Source organism: Xanthomonas pisi DSM 18956 (assembly GCF_001010415.1).
In the GTDB taxonomy this organism is placed as follows: Bacteria; Pseudomonadota; Gammaproteobacteria; order Xanthomonadales; family Xanthomonadaceae; genus Xanthomonas; species Xanthomonas pisi.
In genome coordinates, this window is record NZ_JPLE01000035.1 from 26,710 (window position 1) to 46,500 (window position 19,791).

The 19,791-nt window shown below is 65.4% G+C and carries 16 protein-coding genes and 4 tRNA genes; 13 read left to right on the plus strand and 7 right to left on the minus strand.

Going from position 1 to position 19,791, the window contains the following annotated elements; genetic code table 11:
* Positions 1-20: 20 nt before the first annotated feature.
* Positions 21-329: a DUF1674 domain-containing protein gene (locus Y887_RS21085; protein ID WP_245879471.1), complete on the minus strand. Its 309-nt coding sequence runs from the start codon at positions 327-329 to the stop codon at positions 21-23.
* On the opposite strand from Y887_RS21085, the gene ygfZ reads away from it, so the two are divergent.
* Entirely contained in the window at positions 231-1,103 is an 873-nt protein-coding gene (ygfZ, locus tag Y887_RS09450; RefSeq protein WP_046964084.1) for a CAF17-like 4Fe-4S cluster assembly/insertion protein YgfZ, read from the plus strand. The genes Y887_RS21085 and ygfZ overlap by 99 nt on opposite strands.
* Here ygfZ and Y887_RS09455 read toward each other — a convergent pair.
* A complete protein-coding gene (locus Y887_RS09455) occupies positions 1,100-2,188 on the minus strand; it encodes an ABC transporter ATP-binding protein (RefSeq protein ID WP_046964085.1) in 1,089 nt (362 codons plus the stop codon). The two genes, ygfZ and Y887_RS09455, sit on opposite strands and share 4 nt — an antisense overlap.
* Positions 2,189-2,609: 421 nt before the next feature.
* Here Y887_RS09455 and zwf point away from each other — a divergent pair, with 421 nt between their 5' ends.
* The 5 genes from zwf to Y887_RS09480 all read left to right on the plus strand — a co-directional run bounded on the left by zwf (position 2,610) and on the right by Y887_RS09480 (position 8,561).
* Positions 2,610-4,040: a glucose-6-phosphate dehydrogenase gene (zwf, locus tag Y887_RS09460; protein WP_046964086.1), complete on the plus strand. Its 1,431-nt coding sequence runs from the start codon at positions 2,610-2,612 to the stop codon at positions 4,038-4,040.
* Positions 4,037-5,044, plus strand: a complete 1,008-nt coding sequence (gene glk / locus Y887_RS09465; protein ID WP_046964087.1) for a glucokinase — start codon at positions 4,037-4,039, stop codon at positions 5,042-5,044. The genes zwf and glk overlap by 4 nt, the downstream gene beginning before the upstream one ends.
* Positions 5,041-5,760, plus strand: a complete 720-nt coding sequence (gene pgl / locus Y887_RS09470; protein WP_046964088.1) for a 6-phosphogluconolactonase — start codon at positions 5,041-5,043, stop codon at positions 5,758-5,760. Before glk ends, pgl begins: the two co-directional genes overlap by 4 nt.
* A 173-nt stretch (positions 5,761-5,933) precedes the next feature.
* Positions 5,934-7,850, plus strand: a complete 1,917-nt coding sequence (gene edd / locus Y887_RS09475; RefSeq protein WP_046964089.1) for a phosphogluconate dehydratase — start codon at positions 5,934-5,936, stop codon at positions 7,848-7,850.
* 51 nt (positions 7,851-7,901) lie between these two features.
* Positions 7,902-8,561 carry a bifunctional 4-hydroxy-2-oxoglutarate aldolase/2-dehydro-3-deoxy-phosphogluconate aldolase gene (locus Y887_RS09480; RefSeq protein WP_046964090.1) on the plus strand — a complete coding sequence of 220 codons (660 nt, stop codon included), beginning with the start codon at positions 7,902-7,904 and terminating at the stop codon, positions 8,559-8,561.
* Positions 8,562-9,001: 440 nt separating this feature from the next.
* Here the strand turns inward: Y887_RS09480 and Y887_RS09485 are convergent, their stop codons facing one another.
* The 3 genes from Y887_RS09485 to Y887_RS09495 are packed head-to-tail and all read right to left on the minus strand — an operon-like array spanning position 9,002 to position 16,709.
* The gene (locus tag Y887_RS09485; RefSeq protein ID WP_046964091.1) at positions 9,002-12,088 is read right to left on the minus strand and encodes an efflux RND transporter permease subunit; all 3,087 of its coding nucleotides are present in this window, start codon (positions 12,086-12,088) and stop codon (positions 9,002-9,004) included.
* Positions 12,085-15,582 (minus strand): efflux RND transporter permease subunit, encoded by a 3,498-nt coding sequence (locus tag Y887_RS09490; protein ID WP_046964092.1) that lies wholly within the window; start codon positions 15,580-15,582, stop codon positions 12,085-12,087. The genes Y887_RS09485 and Y887_RS09490 overlap by 4 nt, the downstream gene beginning before the upstream one ends.
* A complete protein-coding gene (locus Y887_RS09495) occupies positions 15,579-16,709 on the minus strand; it encodes an efflux RND transporter periplasmic adaptor subunit (protein ID WP_046964093.1) in 1,131 nt (376 codons plus the stop codon). The genes Y887_RS09490 and Y887_RS09495 overlap by 4 nt, the downstream gene beginning before the upstream one ends.
* Positions 16,710-16,913: 204 nt before the next feature.
* On the opposite strand from Y887_RS09495, the gene Y887_RS09500 reads away from it, so the two are divergent.
* The 4 genes from Y887_RS09500 (at position 16,914) to Y887_RS09515 (ending at position 18,086) form a co-directional block, all read left to right on the plus strand.
* The gene (locus tag Y887_RS09500; RefSeq protein ID WP_046964094.1) at positions 16,914-17,315 is read left to right on the plus strand and encodes a c-type cytochrome; all 402 of its coding nucleotides are present in this window, start codon (positions 16,914-16,916) and stop codon (positions 17,313-17,315) included.
* 8 nt (positions 17,316-17,323) lie between these two features.
* Positions 17,324-17,785, plus strand: coding sequence for a c-type cytochrome (locus tag Y887_RS09505; RefSeq protein ID WP_005995424.1), 462 nt, complete (start codon positions 17,324-17,326; stop codon positions 17,783-17,785).
* Between the two features lie 102 nt (positions 17,786-17,887).
* A tRNA-Ala gene (locus Y887_RS09510) sits at positions 17,888-17,963 on the plus strand.
* 47 nt (positions 17,964-18,010) lie between these two features.
* A tRNA-Glu gene (locus Y887_RS09515) sits at positions 18,011-18,086 on the plus strand.
* A gap of 103 nt (positions 18,087-18,189) precedes the next feature.
* Here the strand turns inward: Y887_RS09515 and Y887_RS21320 are convergent.
* Positions 18,190-18,402 (minus strand): GNAT family N-acetyltransferase, encoded by a 213-nt coding sequence (locus Y887_RS21320; RefSeq protein WP_245879470.1) that lies wholly within the window; start codon positions 18,400-18,402, stop codon positions 18,190-18,192.
* Here Y887_RS21320 and Y887_RS21325 point away from each other — a divergent pair.
* The 3 genes from Y887_RS21325 (at position 18,396) to Y887_RS09530 (ending at position 19,275) form a co-directional block, all read left to right on the plus strand.
* Entirely contained in the window at positions 18,396-18,764 is a 369-nt protein-coding gene (locus Y887_RS21325) for a hypothetical protein (protein ID WP_245879469.1), read from the plus strand. The two genes, Y887_RS21320 and Y887_RS21325, sit on opposite strands and share 7 nt — an antisense overlap.
* Positions 18,765-19,076: 312 nt before the next feature.
* Positions 19,077-19,152: transfer RNA gene (locus Y887_RS09525), tRNA-Ala, on the plus strand.
* A 47-nt stretch (positions 19,153-19,199) separates the two neighbouring features.
* Positions 19,200-19,275 (plus strand) — tRNA-Glu (locus Y887_RS09530).
* 174 nt (positions 19,276-19,449) lie between these two features.
* On the opposite strand, the gene Y887_RS09535 is transcribed toward Y887_RS09530, so the two are convergent.
* Positions 19,450-19,656: a hypothetical protein gene (locus Y887_RS09535; protein ID WP_162199162.1), complete on the minus strand. Its 207-nt coding sequence runs from the start codon at positions 19,654-19,656 to the stop codon at positions 19,450-19,452.
* Positions 19,657-19,791 lie beyond the last annotated feature (135 nt).

Here is a 19,791-nt window from a genome sequence, read left to right on the forward strand (position 1 = left end):
CCGCTGTGGCTAGAAGCTGCTCAAAAATCGATGCAGCGTCCATTTTTTTCCCAGTCGCCGTAGCGCGTTGGCTCGGGGCCGTCGCGTCCACCAATCTCCTTCGGCAGTGGCTTCTTCTCGGGAATGGTCTCCTGAGGGGAAGGCTGCGTCTCGGAATCCTGCGCTGGGGTGGGGGTTGGATGGCCTATCATAGTGGTCTCACAACGTTGCGATTTTAGTCCTCCCCATCCATGGCTGACAACCTGAATCTTATTCCACAGGGTTTTGGCTCCCTGCGCGATATGCAATACGTCCGACTCGTCGGCGCGGATGCAGTGGCGTTTGCGCATGCCCAATTCGCCAACGACGTGCAGGCCCTGGCGATCGGACACTGGCAGTGGAATGCGTGGTTGACGGCGAAGGGGCGCGTGATCGCCATCTTCGCACTCCTGCGTGAGGACGACACCAACCTGCTGATGCTGTTGCCTGACGGCAACGCAGGCGAGATCGCCGCACAGCTCGGCCGCTTCGTGTTCCGGCGCAAGCTGAAAATCAACGCCGTCGCGCTTCTTGCGTATGGCGGTTTGCAAGCGCCCGAGCATGCGCGAGGCGCGCGGGCCGATATCGGAACGCAGCGTGTCGCGCTGGATATGGGCAGCGCCGGCTTGCCGCGCACGCTCTTGCTCATCACCGACCAGGCATTGGCAGCGCCTATCGAATTGCCGAACATGGACGTGCAATGGCGCCGTGCGGATCTGCAACTGGGCCTGGTTCGGCTGCCGGATGCGCAGCGCGAACACTGGACGCCGCAGCAACTGGCGCTGGACCGCCTGCAGGCTTACAGCGTCAAGAAAGGCTGCTACCCGGGTCAGGAAATCGTTGCGCGCACGCATTTCCTGGGCAAGGCCAAGCGTGCGTTGCAGCTCCTGGAGACGGAAGCGGCCGCCCAGGCGGGCGATAGCGTCGACCTGGACGGTGCAGCCATCGGCACGGTGGTCAGCATTGCCGGCGATCTGGCGCTGGCGGTGTTGCCACTGGACCTGGCCGTGGACTCTGCCAAGGCCTTCAAAGTGGGCGCGCACGCCGCGCGCGCCCTCGCCATCATTCCCGGGCTGGAGCGTTAAGCCGGCTCCAGCCGCTGCCCGGTTGCCGGGTCGAAGAAATGCAACGCGTCGCTGCGCAATGCCAAGCGCAGCGGTTGCCCGACCGCCGGCAGCGCCTGCGGCGCCACGCGGATCACCAACGGCTGCCCGCCGCGATCGAGGTTGAGGAAGATCTCGTTGCCGACCGGCTCGATGACCTCCACCTGGGCATCGAAGCCCAGGTGCGCATCGCTGGACGGCTGCAGATGCTCGGGGCGCACACCGACGATGACGTCCTGGCCGAACCAGCGGCGATCGACCCGCGCGGCGCCCAGCGGCACCCGCCAGCCGTCGGCCATCACCAGATGCAGGCCGTCCTGCTCATCCAGCCGACCCTGCAGCACATTCATCGCCGGGCTACCGAGGAAGCCGGCGACAAACAAGTTGGCCGGACGGTCGTACAGCGCCATCGGGCTGTCGATCTGCTGGATCACGCCGTCCTTGAGCACCACGATGCGCTGGCCCAGCGTCATCGCTTCGACCTGGTCGTGGGTGACGTAGATCATGGTGGTGCCGAGCTTGCGATGCAGCTGCGCGATCTCGGTGCGCACGCTGTGGCGCAACTTGGCGTCCAGGTTGGACAGCGGTTCGTCGAGCAGGAACACCGACGATTCGCGCACCATTGCCCGCCCCAGCGCCACGCGCTGGCGCTGGCCGCCGGACATCGCCTTGGGCAGCTTGTCGAGCATCGGGGTCAGGCCCAGCAGCTCGGCAGCGTTATTGACGCGCTCGGCGATGACCTGCTTCGGGTGACCACGCAGCTTGAGGCCGAAGGCCAGATTTTCCGCCACGGTCATGTGCGGATACAGCGCATAGCTCTGGAACACCATGGCGATGTCGCGGTCCTTCGGCGCCACGTCGTTGACCACGCGTTCGCCGATCTTGAGCGTGCCCGCGCTGATGTCCTCGAGCCCGGCGATCATGCGCAACAACGTCGACTTGCCGCAGCCGGACGGCCCGACCAGCACCATCAGCTCGCCATCGGTCACTTCGAAGCTTGCGCCCTGCACCGCCACCTGGCCGTTTTCATAGACCTTGCGGACACCTTCCAACTGCACTTTCGCCATCGTTCGGCCTCAACGTGTTGTGTGCGCCCTGCCCTCGGCCCTCCCGATGGCAATGACGACCGACCCGTCTGCGAGGAAATCCCCTGCAAACGAATGCATTGGTTTATTCTGACATGTAATCGTTTTCACATGGCAACATCGATCTCGGAGGAACCATGCCGCTACCGACTCACGCCGCTGTTTCCGGCGACGTTACCTGCATCGCGCGGGCGGGCATTCCGCCACGCAGGTGCAGGTATACCGCCCAGGCGCTAACCGCTGACCACCAGTTGCTGCAACAATCGGGGATTGGGCGTCAGCGTCCATCCCCCGCTGCGCGCACGCAAGTGTCGCCCAGGAACAGACGTACCGACCGCCGGCTGTCCGGCGCCTTTCCGACGAGCCGCTGATAACGATGTCCCCAGAATCTGAAACTCGGTCCATGCACAACACCCTGATCCTGTTCGGCGCCACCGGCGATCTCGCCCAGCGCTATCTTTTCCCCTCCCTGCTGCGCCTGTTCGTCGACGGCCTGCTGCCGGAGGACTTCCGTATCCGTGCACTGGCCTTGTCGCCGCACGATACCGAGGCCTTCCGTGAAGTGCTGCGCCCGCGTCTGACCGAAGCGCTGCCGATTGCCACCCCGGAGCAGATCCAGACGCTGCTGCAGCGCGTGGACTACCGCTCGGTGGACCTGCGCAATGCCGAGTCGGTGGCCGATGCGGTCCGCGAGCTTGCGTCCCGCCAGATCGTGAGCTACCTGGCGATCCCGCCGGGGCTTTACATCAGCACGTGCCAGGGCCTGGCACTGGGCGGCGCGCTGGCCGCACCGCACCGGCTGATGCTGGAAAAGCCGATCGGCCACGACTCGGACAGCGCCCGCGAGATCCTGCAGTCGATCGGCGCGCTGATCGACGAGGACCGCGTGTTCCGTCTGGACCATTACCTGGGCAAGGCGGCGGTGCAGAACCTGATCGCGCTGCGCTTCGGAAACACGTTGCTGGAGGCGGTCTGGAACCGCACCTATATCGAGTCGGTGCAGATCCTGGTCGCCGAAAGCGAAGGTGTCGACGGGCGCGATGCCTACTACGCCCGCTCCGGCGCGCTGCGCGACATGGTGCAGAGCCATATCCTGCAGCTGCTGTGTCTGGTGGCGATGGAGCCGCCGGCCTCGCTGGAGGCCGACCGCATCCGCGACGAAAAGGTCAAGGTGCTGCGTGCGCTGCGTCCGATGACCGCCGAGCATGCCGCCCATGACAGCGTGCGCGGCCGATATACCGCCGGCACCATCAACGGCCAGCCGGCGCAGGCCTACCACCCGCCGGAAGGCAGCGACGTGGAAACCTTCGTCGCGGTGACCGCGCATATCGACAACTGGCGCTGGGCCGGCGTGCCGTTCCATCTGTGCACCGGCAAGCGCTTGGCCGAGCGTTCCACCCGCATCGTGGTAACGCTCAAGCCGGTGACGCACTGGTTGTTCGAGCGTCCGGACCGCCAGAATGCGGTGCCCAACCGGCTGACCTTCCAGCTGCAGCCGCAGGAAAACATCGAGCTCGGCCTGATGAGCAGCCTGGCCGGCCCGGAATGGGGCGCGATCGAGCTGCAGCCGCTGGAGCTGGAATTGTCGGTACCGACCGGCCTGCACCGTCGCATCGCTTACGAGCGTCTGTTCGTGGATGCCTTCAATGGCAATCCGGCGCTGTTCGTGCGCGACGACGAGGTCAAGGCTGCCTGGTCCTGGATCGACAGCGTCAGCGACGCCTGGGCCGCGGCGCAATTGCCGCTGCAGCCCTACCCCGCCGGTAGCTGGGGCCCGGACACCGCCGCACCGTTCCTGCCTCCTGCCACCGACGCACAGGGAAACAACGCATGACCGCTCCTTCCAAGCCGGTGCTGGTCGCCGATATCGGCGGAACCAACGCGCGCTTTGCGCTGGCCGATGTCGACGCCTCGGTGCCGCTGCTGGATGACACCTCGCGTGAGTTCGCGGTGGTGGAGTTCGCTTCGCTCGGCGAAGCCGCGCGGTATTACCTCGACCAGATCGGCGTGCAGGCCACCCAGGGCGTGTTCGCCGTGGCCGGCCGCGTCGATGGCGACGAAGCGCGCATCACCAACCATCCGTGGGTGATCTCGCGCACGCGCACCGCCAGCATGCTCGGTTTCAGCACCCTGCACCTGATCAACGATTTTGCCGCGCAGGCCATGGCGATCAGCCTGCTGCGTCCGCAGGACGTGGTGCAGGTGGGCGGCGCCAGCTGGCGCCCGGCGCCGATCGATCAACCGCGCAACTACGGCGTGATCGGCCCCGGCACCGGCCTGGGCGTGGGCGGGCTGATCATCCGCAATGGGCGCTGTTTTCCGCTGGAAACCGAAGGCGGCCACGTCAGCTTTCCTCCCGGCACGCCGGAAGAAATCCGTGTACTGGAAATCCTCTCCGAGCAGTTCGGCCGGGTGTCCAACGAGCGGCTGATCTGCGGCCCCGGCCTGGTCAACATCCATCGCGCATTGAGCGAAATCGCCGGCATCGACCCGGGCCCGCTGGAACCCAAAGACATCACCGCACGCGCTGCCGCAGGCGACCCGCGCTCGGCGCGCACCATCGACCTGTTCTGCGCCATCTTCGGCGCGATCGCCGGCGACATGGTGTTGATGCAAGGTGCCTGGGATGGCGTGTTCCTTACCGGCGGGCTGGTGCCCAAGGTGCTGGATTCGCTGCAGCATTCCGGCTTTCGCCAGCGTTTCGAGCACAAGGGCCGGTTCTCCGCGATCATGTCGCGCGTGCCCTCGCTGGCGGTCATGCATCCGCACGCCGGCCTGCTGGGCGCCGCGGCGTATGCGGTGGATGCGCAGCGTCAGCATCCGGGAGAGCAGCGATGAACCTGCAGGACAACCCGCGCATCACCATGGTGCGCTACGAAGACCCCGCCGAGTGGACCGAAGCGGTCGCTGGCGAGATGGCCGATCTGCTGGAACAGGAAATCTCGCGCCGTGGGCAGGCACGCATGTTGCTCTCCGGCGGCACCACGCCGGCGCCCGTCTATGAATCGCTGGCACACCGCCCGCTGGATTGGTCGCGGGTGGAAGTGGGCCTGGTCGATGAGCGCTGGCTCTCGCCGCAGGATCAGGACAGCAACGCCTGGCTGGTCAACCACAGCTTCCTGACCCATGCGTCGGCCGCGACCTTCATCCCGTTGGTGCGCCCCGGCAAGCAATTGCCCGAGTGCGTGCACACCGCCAACCTGCAGGCCACGCATGCCGAGCCGGCGTGCCTGGCGGTGCTGGGAATGGGCGGCGACGGTCATACCGCCTCGTTGTTTCCCGGTTCGACCGATCTGCCCAAGGCGCTGGCCAGCCCCCAGCCGTATGCGTCGCTGGACGCAACCGGTTGCCCAGGCGCAAACCAGTGGCCGCTGCGGATCACGCTGACACCTGCCGGGCTCGCCGCAGTCCCCACGCGCCTGCTGCTGTTGCGCGGCAAGCAGAAGCTCGATGTGCTGCAAGCCGCGCTCGCCGGCGAAGACATCAGCGAGTACCCGATTCGCGTCGCGCTGCAGCAGCCCGGTCCGCGCCTGCGGGTGCATTGGTGCAATTGAATGCGAGTCCCTCGCAGAAGCCCGCACATCCTTGTGCGGGGATTCAAATATGCGAGTCCCTCGCAAGACCCGCTTCGGTGCGAGTCCCTCGCAAGAGCCCGCACATCCATGTGCGGGTAATTAGAATCAAAACCGCGTGCTTTCCTCCCCCCGTTTCTCATAGCCGGTAGCCAATGAGCCTGCATCCGAACATCCAAGCTGTCACTGACCGTATCCGCAAGCGCAGCGCGCCGTCGCGCGCGGCGTATCTGGCCGGTCTCGATGCCGCCCTGCGTGAGGGCCCGTTCCGTAGCCGTCTGAGCTGCGGCAATCTTGCGCACGGCTTTGCGGCCTCCGAACCGACCGATAAATCGCGTCTGCGCGGTGCGGCCACGCCCAACCTGGGCATCATCACCGCCTACAACGACATGCTGTCGGCGCATCAGCCATTCGAGCATTACCCGCAACTGATTCGCGATGCCGCGCGTGCGCTCGGCGCCACCGCGCAGGTGGCCGGCGGTGTACCGGCGATGTGCGACGGCGTCACCCAGGGCCGCGCGGGCATGGAGCTGTCGTTGTTTTCGCGCGACAACATCGCTCAGGCTGCAGCGATCGGCCTCAGCCACGACATGTTCGACAGCGTGGTGTACCTGGGCGTATGCGACAAGATCGTGCCTGGCCTGTTGATCGGCGCGCTGGCGTTCGGCCATCTGCCTGCGATCTTCATGCCGGCCGGCCCGATGACGCCGGGCATCCCGAACAAGCAAAAGGCCGAAGTGCGCGAGCGCTATGCCGCCGGCGAAGCCACCCGCGCCGAGCTGCTGGAGGCCGAGTCGTCGTCGTACCACTCGCCCGGCACCTGCACCTTCTACGGCACCGCCAATTCCAACCAGGTGCTGCTCGAAGCGATGGGCGTGCAATTGCCCGGCGCCTCGTTCGTCAACCCGGAATTGCCGCTGCGCGATGCGCTGACACGCGAGGGCACCGCACGGGCCCTGGCGATCTCCGCGCTGGGCGATGACTTCCGCCCGTTCGGTCGCCTGATCGACGAGCGCGCCATCGTCAATGCCGTGGTCGCGCTGATGGCGACCGGCGGCTCGACCAACCACACCATCCACTGGATCGCAGTGGCGCGTGCGGCCGGCATCGTGCTGACCTGGGACGACATGGATCTGATTTCGCAGACCGTGCCGTTGCTGACCCGCATCTACCCCAATGGCGAGGCCGACGTAAACCGCTTCCAGGCCGCTGGCGGCACCGCGTTCGTGTTCCGCGAGCTGATGGACGCCGGCTACATGCACGACGATCTGCCGACCGTGGTCGAAGGCGGCATGCGTGCCTACGTCAACGAACCGCGCCTGCAGGACGGCAAGGTCACCTATGTCCCGGGTACAGCGACTACCGCCGACGACAGCGTGGCGCGCCCGGTCGGCGATGCATTCGAATCGCAAGGCGGTCTGCGCCTGCTGCGCGGCAATCTGGGGCGCTCGCTGATCAAGCTGTCGGCGGTCAAGCCGCAGCACCGCAAGATCCAAGCGCCTGCGGTGGTGATCGATACCCCGCAGGTACTCAACAAGCTGCATGCGGCCGGCGTGCTGCCGCACGATTTCGTGGTGGTGCTGCGTTACCAGGGCCCGCGCGCCAACGGCATGCCCGAGCTGCATTCGATGGCCCCGTTGCTCGGCCTGCTGCAGAACCAGGGCCGCCGCGTGGCGCTGGTCACCGACGGCCGCTTGTCGGGTGCTTCGGGCAAGTTCCCCGCAGCGATCCATATGACGCCGGAAGCCGCGCGTGGCGGTCCGATCGGGCGCGTCCGCGAAGGCGACATGGTGCGCCTGGACGGCGAAGCCGGCACGCTGGAAGTGCTGGTCTCGGCCGAGGAGTGGGCATCGCGCGAGGTTGCCCCCAACACCGCCGTGGCCGGCAACGACCTTGGCCGCAACCTGTTTGCGATCAACCGCCAGGTCGTCGGCCCGGCCGACCAGGGCGCCATTTCGATTTCCTGCGGCCCGACCCATCCGGACGGTGCGCTGTGGAGCTACGACGCCGAGTACGAACTCGGCGCGGATGCTGCTGCGGCCGCTGCGCCGCACGAGTCCAAGGACGCCTGACCCTTTCCCTCTCAGCGGCCGCTGCGGCGGTCGCCGTCTAACGGAGTTGCAATGACGATTGCCCAGACCCAGAACACCGCCGAAAAGCTGCTGCGCGACGCCGGCATCCTGCCGGTAGTCACCGTGGACACGCTGGACCAGGCGCGCCGCGTGGCCGATGCGCTGCTCGAAGGCGGCCTGCCCGCGATCGAACTGACCCTGCGTACCCCGATCGCGCTCGAAGCGCTGGCCATGCTCAAGCGCGAACTGCCCAACATCGTGATCGGCGCAGGTACCGTGTTGAGCGAGCTGCAATTGCGTCAGTCGGTGGATGCCGGTGCGGACTTCCTGGTCACACCTGGCACGCCGGCGCCGTTGGCGCGGCTGCTGGCCGATGCGCCGATCCCGGCCGTGCCCGGCGCGGCCACCCCGACCGAACTCCTGACTCTGATGGGACTGGGCTTCCGCGTCTGCAAGCTGTTCCCGGCCACCGCCGTGGGGGGTCTGCAAATGCTCAAGGGCCTGGCCGGCCCGTTGTCCGACCTCAAGCTCTGCCCCACCGGCGGCATCAGCGAAACCAACGCGGCGGAGTTCCTGTCGCAGCCGAACGTGCTGTGCATCGGCGGCTCGTGGATGGTGCCCAAGGACTGGCTGGCCCAGGGCCAATGGGACAAGGTCAAGGAAAGCTCGGCCAAGGCGGCGGCGATCGTTCGGCAGGTGCGTGCGGGTTGATTGACCGAACGCTGTACCTGGTGGTGACACCGGGCGGCTGAGTGGCTGTACTCGGAGTATCTGCGCCCTCACCCCAGCCCCTCTCCCGCAGGCGGGAGAGGGGCTAAGGCGCAAGGCGATCTTGCTGTTCCACTCTCGCGCGACGTTGTCGCTTTCGCCGACGCCAGCGGCTGATTGGCTGTACTCGGAGTATTTGTGCCCTCACCCCAACCCCTCTCCCGCAGGCGGGAGAGGGGCTAAGGCGCAGGCGATCTTGCTGTTCCAGCACAACTGCGAGGCTCCTTCCTCGCGCACGCCGTCCCTTCCCCAGCTACGGCTTCCCTTCCCCCGCGTGCGGGGGAAGGTGCCCGCAGGGCGGATGGGGGAGGCTTGTCGGCAGGCGATCACGCCAGCGGCGCTCCCGCCGGGAGAGCGGCTTCAAACGACGCGTGGTGAGTCGATCACGACTCCAACGCAACGCTTGCCGGCGGCGTCTTCGGCAGACCGCGTGCACGCCGCACCAGTGCCGCTGCGCCGCTGCTCATGTCGTCGAGAATCGCGTAGATCGTCGGCAGAAACAGCAGGCTCACGACCGTGGAAAACGCCAGGCCGCCGGCGATGGCGCGCGCCATCGGGAAATACGGCGGGCCGTCGCTGAACATCGTGGTGCTGGTCAGCGAGATCGGCACCATCGCCAGGATCGCGGTGCCCATCGTCATCATGATCGGGCGCAAGCGCTCGCGTGAGCCTTCCACCAGCGCCTGAGTACGGCCCATGCCGCGGCGACGCAGATTGTTGATGTGCTCGATCATCACGATGCCGTTGTTCACCACCACGCCCATCAGCACCAGGATGCCGATGAAGGACATGATGCCGAACGAGGTGCCGGTGATCCAGAACAGCCAGAACACGCCGAAGATCGAAAACAGCACGCCGCTCATGATGGCTGCCGGGAACAGCAGCGATTCGAACACCGCCGCCATCACCACGTAGATCATCACCAACGCGATCACCAGATTGAAGACCATCTGGCCCATCGCTTCGCCGTCGTTCTGGTAATCGCCGCCGTCGAAGGTGTAGCTGTAGCCGGCGGGGAAACTCATCGCCTTGAGCGGCTTTTCCATCGCCGCGCGTGCTTCCGGCACGGTGACTTTTTCGGCCAGGTTCGCCTTGATGGTCAACGTGGTCTGGCGATTGGTACGCCCGATCTGGGTGGCGGCCGGGCGAATCTGCACGTCCACCAGGCTCAGCAACGGCACGCTGCGGCCATCCTTGGTGCGCACGGTGAAGCCGGCCAGGTCTTCGGGTTTGCTTTGCTCGGCACCGGCAAAACGCACCCACACCGGCACTTCATTGTCGCCGCGACGGAATTCGCGCAACGGCGTGCCGCGCAATGCCAGCCCCACGAAACTGGCCACCTGCTCCGCACTGAAGCCGAATGCAGCCGCACGTTCGCGGTCTACCCGGATCGCCAGCTCGCTGGTGCGATCGCCGGTATCCACATGCACGTCGCGCAATTCCTTGCGTTGCGCCAGCAGCGGAATGACGTCATCGGCCAGCGACTTGAGCGCCTCGGTGGAGTCGCCAACCAACTGCACCTGCACGCCCTGGTTGCCGCTGCCGCCATCGCCCTGATTGCCGATGCTGTAGTCGGCGCGCGCAGAGCGCGGCAGTTCCTTGCGAATCTTTTCCAGCAGCGGCGGCAGATCCTTCACCTTGCTCGCGTCGAAGGTCACCACCGTATTGCTGCCTTCCACTTCGCTGAACCACGAATAGATCTGCGTGATGTGGTACTTGGCGCGATTGGCTTCGAGATAATTTTCCACACGGCCGATCTCTTCGCCCAACTGCTCGCGAGTGTAGGAGCCTTTCCACTGATACTGGATGAAGGCCTCGTTGCCCCCATCGCCGCCGAACATGTCCACCTTGGTCAGCTTCATCGGCACCAGGCTGATGGCGCTGACCAGGATGATGCCGGTCACGCTCCAGCCGCGATGGGCCAGCGTCCACGTCAGTAGCCGCGCATAGCGGCGTTGCAGTCTGGCGATCACCCCATGGTCGGAAGTGACCATCGGCGGCGTCTTCATGCGCGCGGACAACATCGGGATCAGGCTGATCGCCACCAGCCACGACGCCAACAGCGAGACCGAGATGGTGATCGCGATCTGTGCCATGAAGATGGAGATGTTGTTGGTCTCGCCGAACAGATTCGGCACGAACACGATGCAATGGCACAAGGTGCCTGCGCTCAGCGCAATCGCCACGCTGCGGGTGCCGAGCAGCGCCGCCAGTTGCGGCTGCCCGGGCATGCGCTCGCGCTCCTGGTAGATGCTTTCCACCACCACCACCGCGTTATCCACCAGCATGCCGACCGCCAGCAGCAAGCCCATCATGGTCAGGATATTGAGCGTAACGCCGACGAAATACATGAAGCCCAACGTGATCGCAAAGCAGATCGGGATCGCCAGCGTCACCATCAACGTCGATGGCCAATGCCGCAGGAAGAAGAACAGCACGGTGATCGACAACAGCAGGCCCACCGCGCCGGCTTCGGCGAGTTCGGCCAGCGACGAGGTCACGGCCTTGCCCTGGTTGTCGATGACCTTGATCTGCACATCGCGCATCGCAGGCTCGGCGCGAATGTCTTCGACCTCTTTCAGCGCAGCCTTGGACACTTCCACCAGATTGGCGCTGCGCTCCTTGTAGACATCCAGGCCGATCGCCGGGCGCCCGTCCAGCCGGCGCCCGTAGTTCATGCGCGTGGGCTTGAGGCGGACCTGCGCAATATCGCCCAGGCGCAGGCCCTTGGCATTGAGTACGAGCTCACGCAGCTCCTGCAGATCACGCAACTCGCCGATCGGCTGCACGCGGATGCGCTGCCCGTTGTCATCGATCTGCCCGGCGGACACCGAGAAATTGAGCTTGCCCAGCCGCTCGCTCAGGTCGTTGAGGCTGAGATCGTGCGCGGTGAGGCGATCCGGCGCGATGGCGATCTCCACCTCGTTGGGCGGGGCGCCGGAAATTTCGACCTTCGCCACGCCGGGAATGCGTTCGATGCGCCGCTTGAACTCGCGGTCGAGCATGTCGTATGCACCAGTCAGATCGGTCTGGCTGGCCAGGCGCACCTTGAGCACCGGCTCGTCGCTGCTGGACCACTTGAAGATATGGAAGCGCTGCAGATCGTCAGGAAAATCGTCGCGAATGGCATCCAGCCGCTCGCGGGCATCCGATGCGGCGATGGCGATATCGCGGTCCCAGTCGGAGAACTCGATAAAGATATTGGCGCCGTCCGCGGTGGCGGTGGAGCGCATGCGCTTGATGCCGGTCATCGTGGCCAAGGCTTCTTCGGCCGGCCGCACCAGGTTGCGCTCCACCTCGTCCGGCGTGGAACCGGTGTACGGCAATTGCACGAACAGGAACGGTGCCGAGATATCCGGCAACGCCTCCAACGGCAAGCGAAAGGCGGCGATCAAGCCCACCACCACCAGCGACACGAAGCACATGATGGTGGTGACCGGGCGACGAATGCTGAAAGCCGCAACGCTCATAGCGCCTCCAGCCCGTCGGTGGTCTCGCGTGCCTGCGCCTGCTGCCGCGCCATGCGCCGGCCGCGCTCCAGGTAGTACGCATCTGCGCGGCGATCCAGCAGGTCGTACACCACCGGAATCACCAGCAGCGTCAGCAGCGTGGACACCAGCAAGCCGCCGATCACGGTGATCGCCATCGGTGCGCGCACTTCCGCGCCCTCGCCCATCGCCACCGCCAATGGCAGGAAGCCGAACAGGGTGCACAGCGTGGTCATGATGATCGGCCGCAGGCGCGAGCGTGCGCCTTCGATCAAGGCCTGCCGCTTGGGCACGCCTTCTTCGCGCAACTGGTTGACCTTGTCGATCAGGATGATCGCGTTCTTGGTCACCAGGCCCACCAGCAGGATCAGGCCGATGAACACCACCACCGACACCGGCTTGCCGGTCATCAGCAGCGCCAGCACCGCGCCCACCATCGCCAGCGGAATGGTGAACAGGATGACGAACGGATGCAGCAGCGATTCGAACTGCGACGCCATCACCAGGTAGACCAGAAAGATCGCCAGACCGAACGCAAACAGCAGCGATTTGACCGATTGCGCCAGCTCCTCGCCCTGCCCGCCGATATGCATGCCGACACCAGCTGCCAACGGGTCCTTGCGCACCAGCGTTTCGACTTCGCGCACCGCACCACCCAGGTCGATGTCCTTCAGGCTGGCCGACACGATGGCCACGCGGGTCTGATCGGCGCGATGGATCTCGCTCGGGCCGGTCGTCGCCAGCACCTCGGCCACTGCGGCCAGACGGACCGGCCGGCTGCTGCCCGGATTGACGATCAGCTGGCGGATCGCATCCACGCTGGCACGGTCGCTGTGCTGCGCACGCACCAGCACATCGATCTTGCGATCGCGGAAGCTGTAGCGCGTGGCCACATCGCCACGCACCTTCTTGACGATGACATCGGCGATCTGGCGCGTGGTCAGCCCCAGCGCACCGGCGCGCTCCTGGTCGAAGCGGATCTGGATCTCCGGGAAGCCCTCTTCCACGGTCGACTTGACGTCGGCGTAGTGCCCATTGGCGCGCAGCATCGCAGCCAGCTTTTGCCCTGCACGCTCCAGCTCGCCCAGGTCCTGCCCGCGCAATTCCACTTCCAGCGGGGTCGAGAAACTGAACAACGCCGGCCGCGCGAAATCCACCTGCGCACCAGGGTGCCCGACCATGCTGCTGCGCAGCCGCTGCGTCGCCGCCGCTTCCACTTCCGGGCTCCCGCCGCCAGCCATCACCACGGTGAGCTTGCCGATGTTCTCCCCGCTTTCGGTGGGATTGGCATCCAGCCGCGTACCGCTGCCACTGACGCCATACAACGACGCCACCCCCGGGTCCTTGTCGTGCGCCAGCTGCAGCTCGCGGACGAGCGCATCGGTCTGCGCCAATGGCGTGCCGGACGGCAGCTTCACGGTCATTTCGAAGCGATCCTGCGCCAGCTGCGGGATCAGGTCCGCGCCCAGCATCGGCACCAGCAACACGGTGCCGACAAACGCGGCCGCCGCCAGTCCCAGCACCAGGCCGGGTCGACGCAAGGCTGCCGGCAGCATCGCCAGATAGCCACGCTCGGCGCGGCCATACGGCGCCATCGCCAGATCGCTGGCCTTGCGCATCACCGGCGACACCACCCGCGCGAGGCCACGCCATAGTTTGACCACTGCCCACGCTGCACCGAAGAACGCATAGCGCACGCTCGCCCCGGCGCCGCGCCGCCCGGCCGCTACCGGCTTGAGCCAGCGCTGCTCGGGCCGCCAATCCGGATGACTCGGCTCGTCCGGGAACGCCATCGGCGGCGCACCCTTGAGCGAGCTCAGCATCGGAATCAGCGTCATCGACACCACCAGCGAGATCGCAATGGCGATCGCTACCGTCAGCGCCTGATCACGGAACAACTGCCCGGCAATGCCTTCGACGAACACCAGCGGCAGAAACACCGCAATGGTGGTCAAGGTGGACGCCATCACCGCCATGCTCACTTCGCGGGTGCCGGCGATGGCCGCATCCAGCACGCTCAAACCACGCTCGCGCGCCTTGGCGATGCTCTCCAGCACCACGATCGAATCGTCCACCACCAGGCCGGTGGCCAGTGCCAGCCCACCCAGCGACATCACGTTGAGGCTCAAGCCAAGCTGGCCCATGAAGAAGAACGTGGTGATGATCGACACCGGCAGCGACAGGCTGATCACGAACGTGCTCCAGCCATCGCGCAGGAACAGGAAGATGATCAGGATCGCCAGCACGCCGCCGATCACCGCATCTTTCTTGACATCGCTGATCGCATGCTCGATGAAGTGCGACTGGTCCTCGATGGTGGTGATTTCCACATCGCCGGGCACGGTCGCCTTGAGTTGCTCTAGGCGCTTGCGCAACGCAGCGGCGGTGGACACCGTATTGGCATCGCCTTCCTTGTAGATCGCCAGTTCCACCGCTTCCTTGCCGCCCAGGCGGATGATCGCCTCGCGCTCCTTGTAGCCCTGTCGCACTTCCGCGACGTCCTTCAATCGCACCGGCATGCCGCCGGCGATGCTGCTGCTGGCCGACGACGAGGTGCTCTGCACCTCGGCCGCCGCCGCCAATGCCGCCTGCGACCCGGTGGACGCAGCAATCGCATACATCTGCTGCATCGCCGCCTGCGCCGCGCTGCCGCTGCTGCTCTGCGTGGTCACCAGCATGTTGCGGATCTCGTCCAGATCCACGAACTGATTGACCGTGCGCACCAGATAGCGCTGCGAACCTTCTTCCAGCCGGCCGCCGGAGATGTTGACGTTCTCCTCCTTGAGCCGGGTGATCACGTTGTCGATCGGCAAGTTGAGCTGTGCGAGTTTTTGCTGATCGATATCGACCTGGATCTCGTCTTCCAGGCCGCCGCCGACCTTGACCGCCGCCACGCCGGCCACCGGTTCGAGCTTCTTTTTCAGGTCTTCGTCGGCATAGCGGCGCAGGCCGGTGAGCTGACGGATCGCATCGGTATCCGACGCCGGCGCCTGCTTGGGCGACAACGCCAGGCGCATGATCGGTTCGGTCGAGGGATTGAAGCGCAGCAGCACCGGCGGCTTGGTTTCCAGCGGCAGCGACAAGGCTTCCATCTTGTCGCGCACTTCCAGGCTGGCCTGGTCCATGTTGGTGCCCCAGGCGAACTCCAGCACCACATCGCTCTGCCCGGTGCGCGAGATCGACTTGAGCTTGCGCAGGTTCTTGACCACGCCAACGGCTTCTTCCACCGGCTCGGTCACCAGCGTTTCGATTTCCGCCGGCGCCGCGCCGGTGTATTCGGTGCGCACGGTCAGCGTGGGATAGCTCAGATCGGGCAGCAGGTTGACCTTGAGGCTGCGCAGCGCGATCAGGCCGAACAGCAGCATGGTCACGGTGATCATGGCGATGGTCACCCGCCGCCGCGTGGCGAAGACCACCAGCCCGCCACCACTGGGCAAGGGTGCATGCGGGTCGTGCACGGGGCCGTGGTCGCTCATGCGTGCGTCTCTTCGCTGCCGGCTGCCGGTGCCGCAGCCGTCACCGGCTTGCGATCCGGCTGGCCGATGACCTGCACTGCCGTGCCATCGCGCAGCGCCACCTTGCCGGCGGTCACCACCTGATCGCCTTCCTTCAAGCCCTGCCGCACTTCCAGCCACGGGCCTTCGGCGTAACCGAGTTTCACCGGCACCCGCACTGCCTTGCCATTGCGCACCACGAACACCGCCGGCTCACCGTCGTCCAGCAGCGCCAGGCGCGGAATCACCAGGGCATCCTTGCGCTGGTCGTAATCGATCCGGATGCGCCCGAACATGCCCGGCTGCAGCGACTCGGCGCCCTTGCCGAACGCGCATACCACGCGGAACGTTCCGCTCCCCGAATCCACCACCGGCGCAATGCGATCCACCTTGCCCACGAACTGCTGGCCCGGCAGCGCATCGGCCAGCAGGGTCACCGGCTGGCCGGATTTCAATGTCGCCAGTTCGCGCTCGGGCACGTTGAGCGTGGCCTCCAGCTGCGAGTCGTCGACGATGCGAAAGATCGGCGTGTTGATCTGCACGAAGTTGCCGGTCTTGATCGAACGCGAGGCGATCACCCCGGAAATTGGCGCCTGCACCGTGGTGTAGGACAACTCCAGTGATGCCAGGCGATGCTGCGCACGGCTGTTTTCCACATCGAACTTGAGCTGGTCCACATCGGCCGCGCTTACCAGTTGCTGCCCGACCAGTTGCGTCGCGCGGCGGTAGCTGTTTTCCAGCTTGCGCAGTTGGGCTTCGCTCTGTGCGACGGCCAGATGCGCGCGGTCCGGGTCCAGCCGCACCAGCGCCTGGCCGGCCGACACCTTCTGACCTTCTTCCACCATCACCGCCAATGCCACGCCGGACGTCTTGGCCACCACCTGCGCCTCGGCGCGCGGCTCCAGCGCGGCGGTGCCGGTATAGCTGGCGGCTACTGCGCGACGCGCTGCCTTGGCAGTTTCCACCGGCACCGCGTCCACTGCCTTTTTTTCTTCTGCGGCCTTGGCCTCTCCATCGCCGGCCTTGCAGCCGCCCAACAGCAGGCTGGTAGAGATCAATACTGCGGCGCAGATTCCGCTGCGGCCGGGCAAGAAGAAGAGTGGCGACATCGTCGTGTCCTAGTGGATGCGTGAACAGGTGTTGTAGGCAAGTAGACCACCCGAACATGCATGTCGCCAATGCGCCAAAGGTCATGGTCTGTTCAAGTTCGCGTATTCACCCCGTTTGCGCCACGCCAAATCGCAGGCATACTCGGTCCGGTTCCGTCACGCCCCCACGTGCGGACGCTCAATCAGTCTTCCGGATACGAAACCATGCGCCCGCAGCCGCTCGCCGCTTGTCTCGCTCTGGTCGTCTTCCTGCCGTTTGGGGGCGCATCAGCGACACCGTCAGTCACGCCAGCCGTACCCGCCACGCCGGCGCCTGCCGCGGGCGCACCTGCTGCTGCCGCGCCCGCAGCCCCTACCGGCAATCCCTCCAATGGCCGTCTGCTGGCTTATACCTGCCAGGGCTGTCACGGCGTGACCGGGTACAAGAACGCCTATCCCAGCTACCGTGTGCCCAAGATCGGCGGCCAGTCCAGTCAGTACCTGACCCAGGCGCTGACCGAATACCGCCAAGGCAAGCGCAAACACCCGACCATGCAGGCGCAGGCGCAGAGTTTCTCCGAGCAGGACATCGCCGACATCTCCGCCTTCCTGTCCACCCTCAAGTAAGCGCCCACATGCCGAACGCCCTGCACGCTCCGCGTCTAGCCATCGTCCTGGTCGCTGCCCTGATGATGGCGGCCTGTTCCCAATCCCAGGTCGAATCCACCGATCATTCCGCCGGCGATGCCGGCCATGCCAGCGGCGAACACGGCTCCGGCTCCTCTGCCGGCCTGCCCACCGGTCGCGCCGACGCTGGCGACAAACTCGCCCATGCCAAGGGCAAGGCCACCGGCCAGAGCTGCGTGGATTGCCATGGTGCCGACGGCAATGCGCCGATCGACCCCAGCTACCCCAAGCTCGGCGGCCAGTACGGCGACTATCTGGCGCATGCGCTGCAGGCCTATCGCAGCGGCGATCGCCAGCACCCGTTGATGACCGCGCAGGCCACGGCATTGAGCGATCAGGACATCGCCGACCTCGCTGCCTATTTTGGCGCGCGGCCGACGCAGCTGCGCGATCTGCATGGCGTCAAGTGAGTGTCGGGCGGCGGCGCCCGAGCGCACGCGCTGTCTCAATCGGAATGAAAAAGCGCTTGCGCGAACATTAACAGGTCGCTATCATTTCGTTCTCAGTTTCGTGGGGCCATAGCTCAGCTGGGAGAGCGCCTGCATGGCATGCAGGAGGTCGGCGGTTCGATCCCGCCTGGCTCCACCAATTCAGACATTAGGCCGTCTGAAATGACAACTCAGGTTTTGATCTGCGTCCCCATCGTCTAGAGGCCTAGGACACCACCCTTTCACGGTGGACACCGGGGTTCGAATCCCCGTGGGGACGCCAATCATCCAAAAGCCCCGGCCCTGCCGGGGCTTTTTCTTTGCATGATGGGCGGTCGGCAGCGGCTGTCCGATGTCGATTTGCCCTTGCCCACCCAATCGGTCGGTCAGAAGCGACCACACATGCCGATCCAGGATGCGGGAACAAAGCCGTAGCGCGCGCACCACTGTTGCGTCGCACCTCGGGCGAGCAAGCTGACTTCCGCCAAGGGCGGTACATTCGCCCGCATCCAGTCACTCAGTTGCTGCATCACCTGCTTGCCCAGGCCGCGTCCCTGCCAATGCGGATGTACCGCAACGTCACAGACCTGCGGTGGCAACCGCCATCAGCAATGTTGCACCCCATCGCCATGAAGGCATCGCCCGAGCAGCCGAAGACGCCAGACAGCGTGCTCGCCAGTGCACGCTCAACCGCATCGACCGTCTTTGCACCGAGCCCAGCCCTTACACGCAAACTGCAGTACGCATCAGCCAGCGGGCGGGTGTGGCGAAACAACACGACATCAAGATCACTCATTCCCTGTTCTCGGCCCTAGGTCGCGCAAAGCCCAATGACTGCGACACGTCGCATCATGACAAAGACAGCGATACGCCACGATGCATTCTTGAAAAGATAGTCAAGTTCACCGGGTGTACCTGCAAAAAAATACGCCATGGACGTTGGTACACACGCGTGCCGTGAAGCGCGGCGCACGGCCGAGGCCGTGTCTCGCCATCGCACCCTGTCGAACGCAGCGCGCACCGGCGATGACGCGCTGTATCTGACGCCGCGCGCCGTTGTCACGACACCCACGCCCGGCTGATCGCAACCCAGACGCGCGCGGCGTGCCGACAAGTACCGGGTGCGATCGCGTGCATTCGGATTCAGCCCTTGCGGTGCTCGAACGCGCACGGAGTGCGCCGCCGTTACCCCCCACCGCGTACGACAAAAAAGTTTCGACATCGCTTTGCAAACGACGATGAGTTCGCTATGATTGCCGGCTCGCAGCAACGCGGGGCCATAGCTCAGCTGGGAGAGCGCCTGCATGGCATGCAGGAGGTCGGCGGTTCGATCCCGCCTGGCTCCACCACTTCAGACATTAGGCCGTCTGAAATGGACAACGAGGTTTTGATACGCGTCCCCATCGTCTAGAGGCCTAGGACACCACCCTTTCACGGTGGACACCGGGGTTCGAATCCCCGTGGGGACGCCAATCATCCAAAAACCCCGGCTTTGCCGGGGTTTTTTTATGCCTGGCCGTTCGCAGCATGCGCAGGACAACAGTCGGCTGGAGCGGAGTATTCAACCCCTGCAGGTGCTGCTGGCTGCGTGCATGCGACACGCGCGCACGCAGCACGCAGCACGACACAGCACCTGCATGGCAAGCTCAGGCCTGCCCGTCGTCCAACGCCTTGCGACCCTCCTGGGTCAGATCGATATCGCCGTCTTCGGCTTGCGTGGCATAGCCCGCACGTACCGCCCAGTTACCCTCCTCGTCGGATACCGGCTTGGTGTCGTGGATGTCGCGAAGAATGCGCAACTGCTGCGAAGAATCGAAATCCATGATGGCCACCCGCTTGAAAGAGACCTCCACGGTACGCACCGGGCGTGATGGCTGCGTGCCTGCAACGCCCTCCGGTACCGCTGCTACGCGCAGCGCAAGCCTGGCTCCGTGACGGATGACGACTGCCACCCAATGATGGATCGATACCGACGACAGACAACGCAA

Coding starts and splice junctions, on each gene's coding strand:
- ygfZ (WP_046964084.1), top strand. CDS start 231: ATGGCTGACAACCTGAATCTTATTCCACAGGGTTTTGGCTCCCTGCGC.
- Y887_RS21085 (WP_245879471.1), bottom strand. CDS start 329: ATGCGCAAACGCCACTGCATCCGCGCCGACGAGTCGGACGTATTGCAT.
- Y887_RS09455 (WP_046964085.1), bottom strand. CDS start 2,188: ATGGCGAAAGTGCAGTTGGAAGGTGTCCGCAAGGTCTATGAAAACGGC.
- zwf (WP_046964086.1), top strand. CDS start 2,610: ATGCACAACACCCTGATCCTGTTCGGCGCCACCGGCGATCTCGCCCAG.
- glk (WP_046964087.1), top strand. CDS start 4,037: ATGACCGCTCCTTCCAAGCCGGTGCTGGTCGCCGATATCGGCGGAACC.
- pgl (WP_046964088.1), top strand. CDS start 5,041: ATGAACCTGCAGGACAACCCGCGCATCACCATGGTGCGCTACGAAGAC.
- edd (WP_046964089.1), top strand. CDS start 5,934: ATGAGCCTGCATCCGAACATCCAAGCTGTCACTGACCGTATCCGCAAG.
- Y887_RS09480 (WP_046964090.1), top strand. CDS start 7,902: ATGACGATTGCCCAGACCCAGAACACCGCCGAAAAGCTGCTGCGCGAC.
- Y887_RS09485 (WP_046964091.1), bottom strand. CDS start 12,088: ATGAGCGTTGCGGCTTTCAGCATTCGTCGCCCGGTCACCACCATCATG.
- Y887_RS09490 (WP_046964092.1), bottom strand. CDS start 15,582: ATGAGCGACCACGGCCCCGTGCACGACCCGCATGCACCCTTGCCCAGT.
- Y887_RS09495 (WP_046964093.1), bottom strand. CDS start 16,709: ATGTCGCCACTCTTCTTCTTGCCCGGCCGCAGCGGAATCTGCGCCGCA.
- Y887_RS09500 (WP_046964094.1), top strand. CDS start 16,914: ATGCGCCCGCAGCCGCTCGCCGCTTGTCTCGCTCTGGTCGTCTTCCTG.
- Y887_RS09505 (WP_005995424.1), top strand. CDS start 17,324: ATGCCGAACGCCCTGCACGCTCCGCGTCTAGCCATCGTCCTGGTCGCT.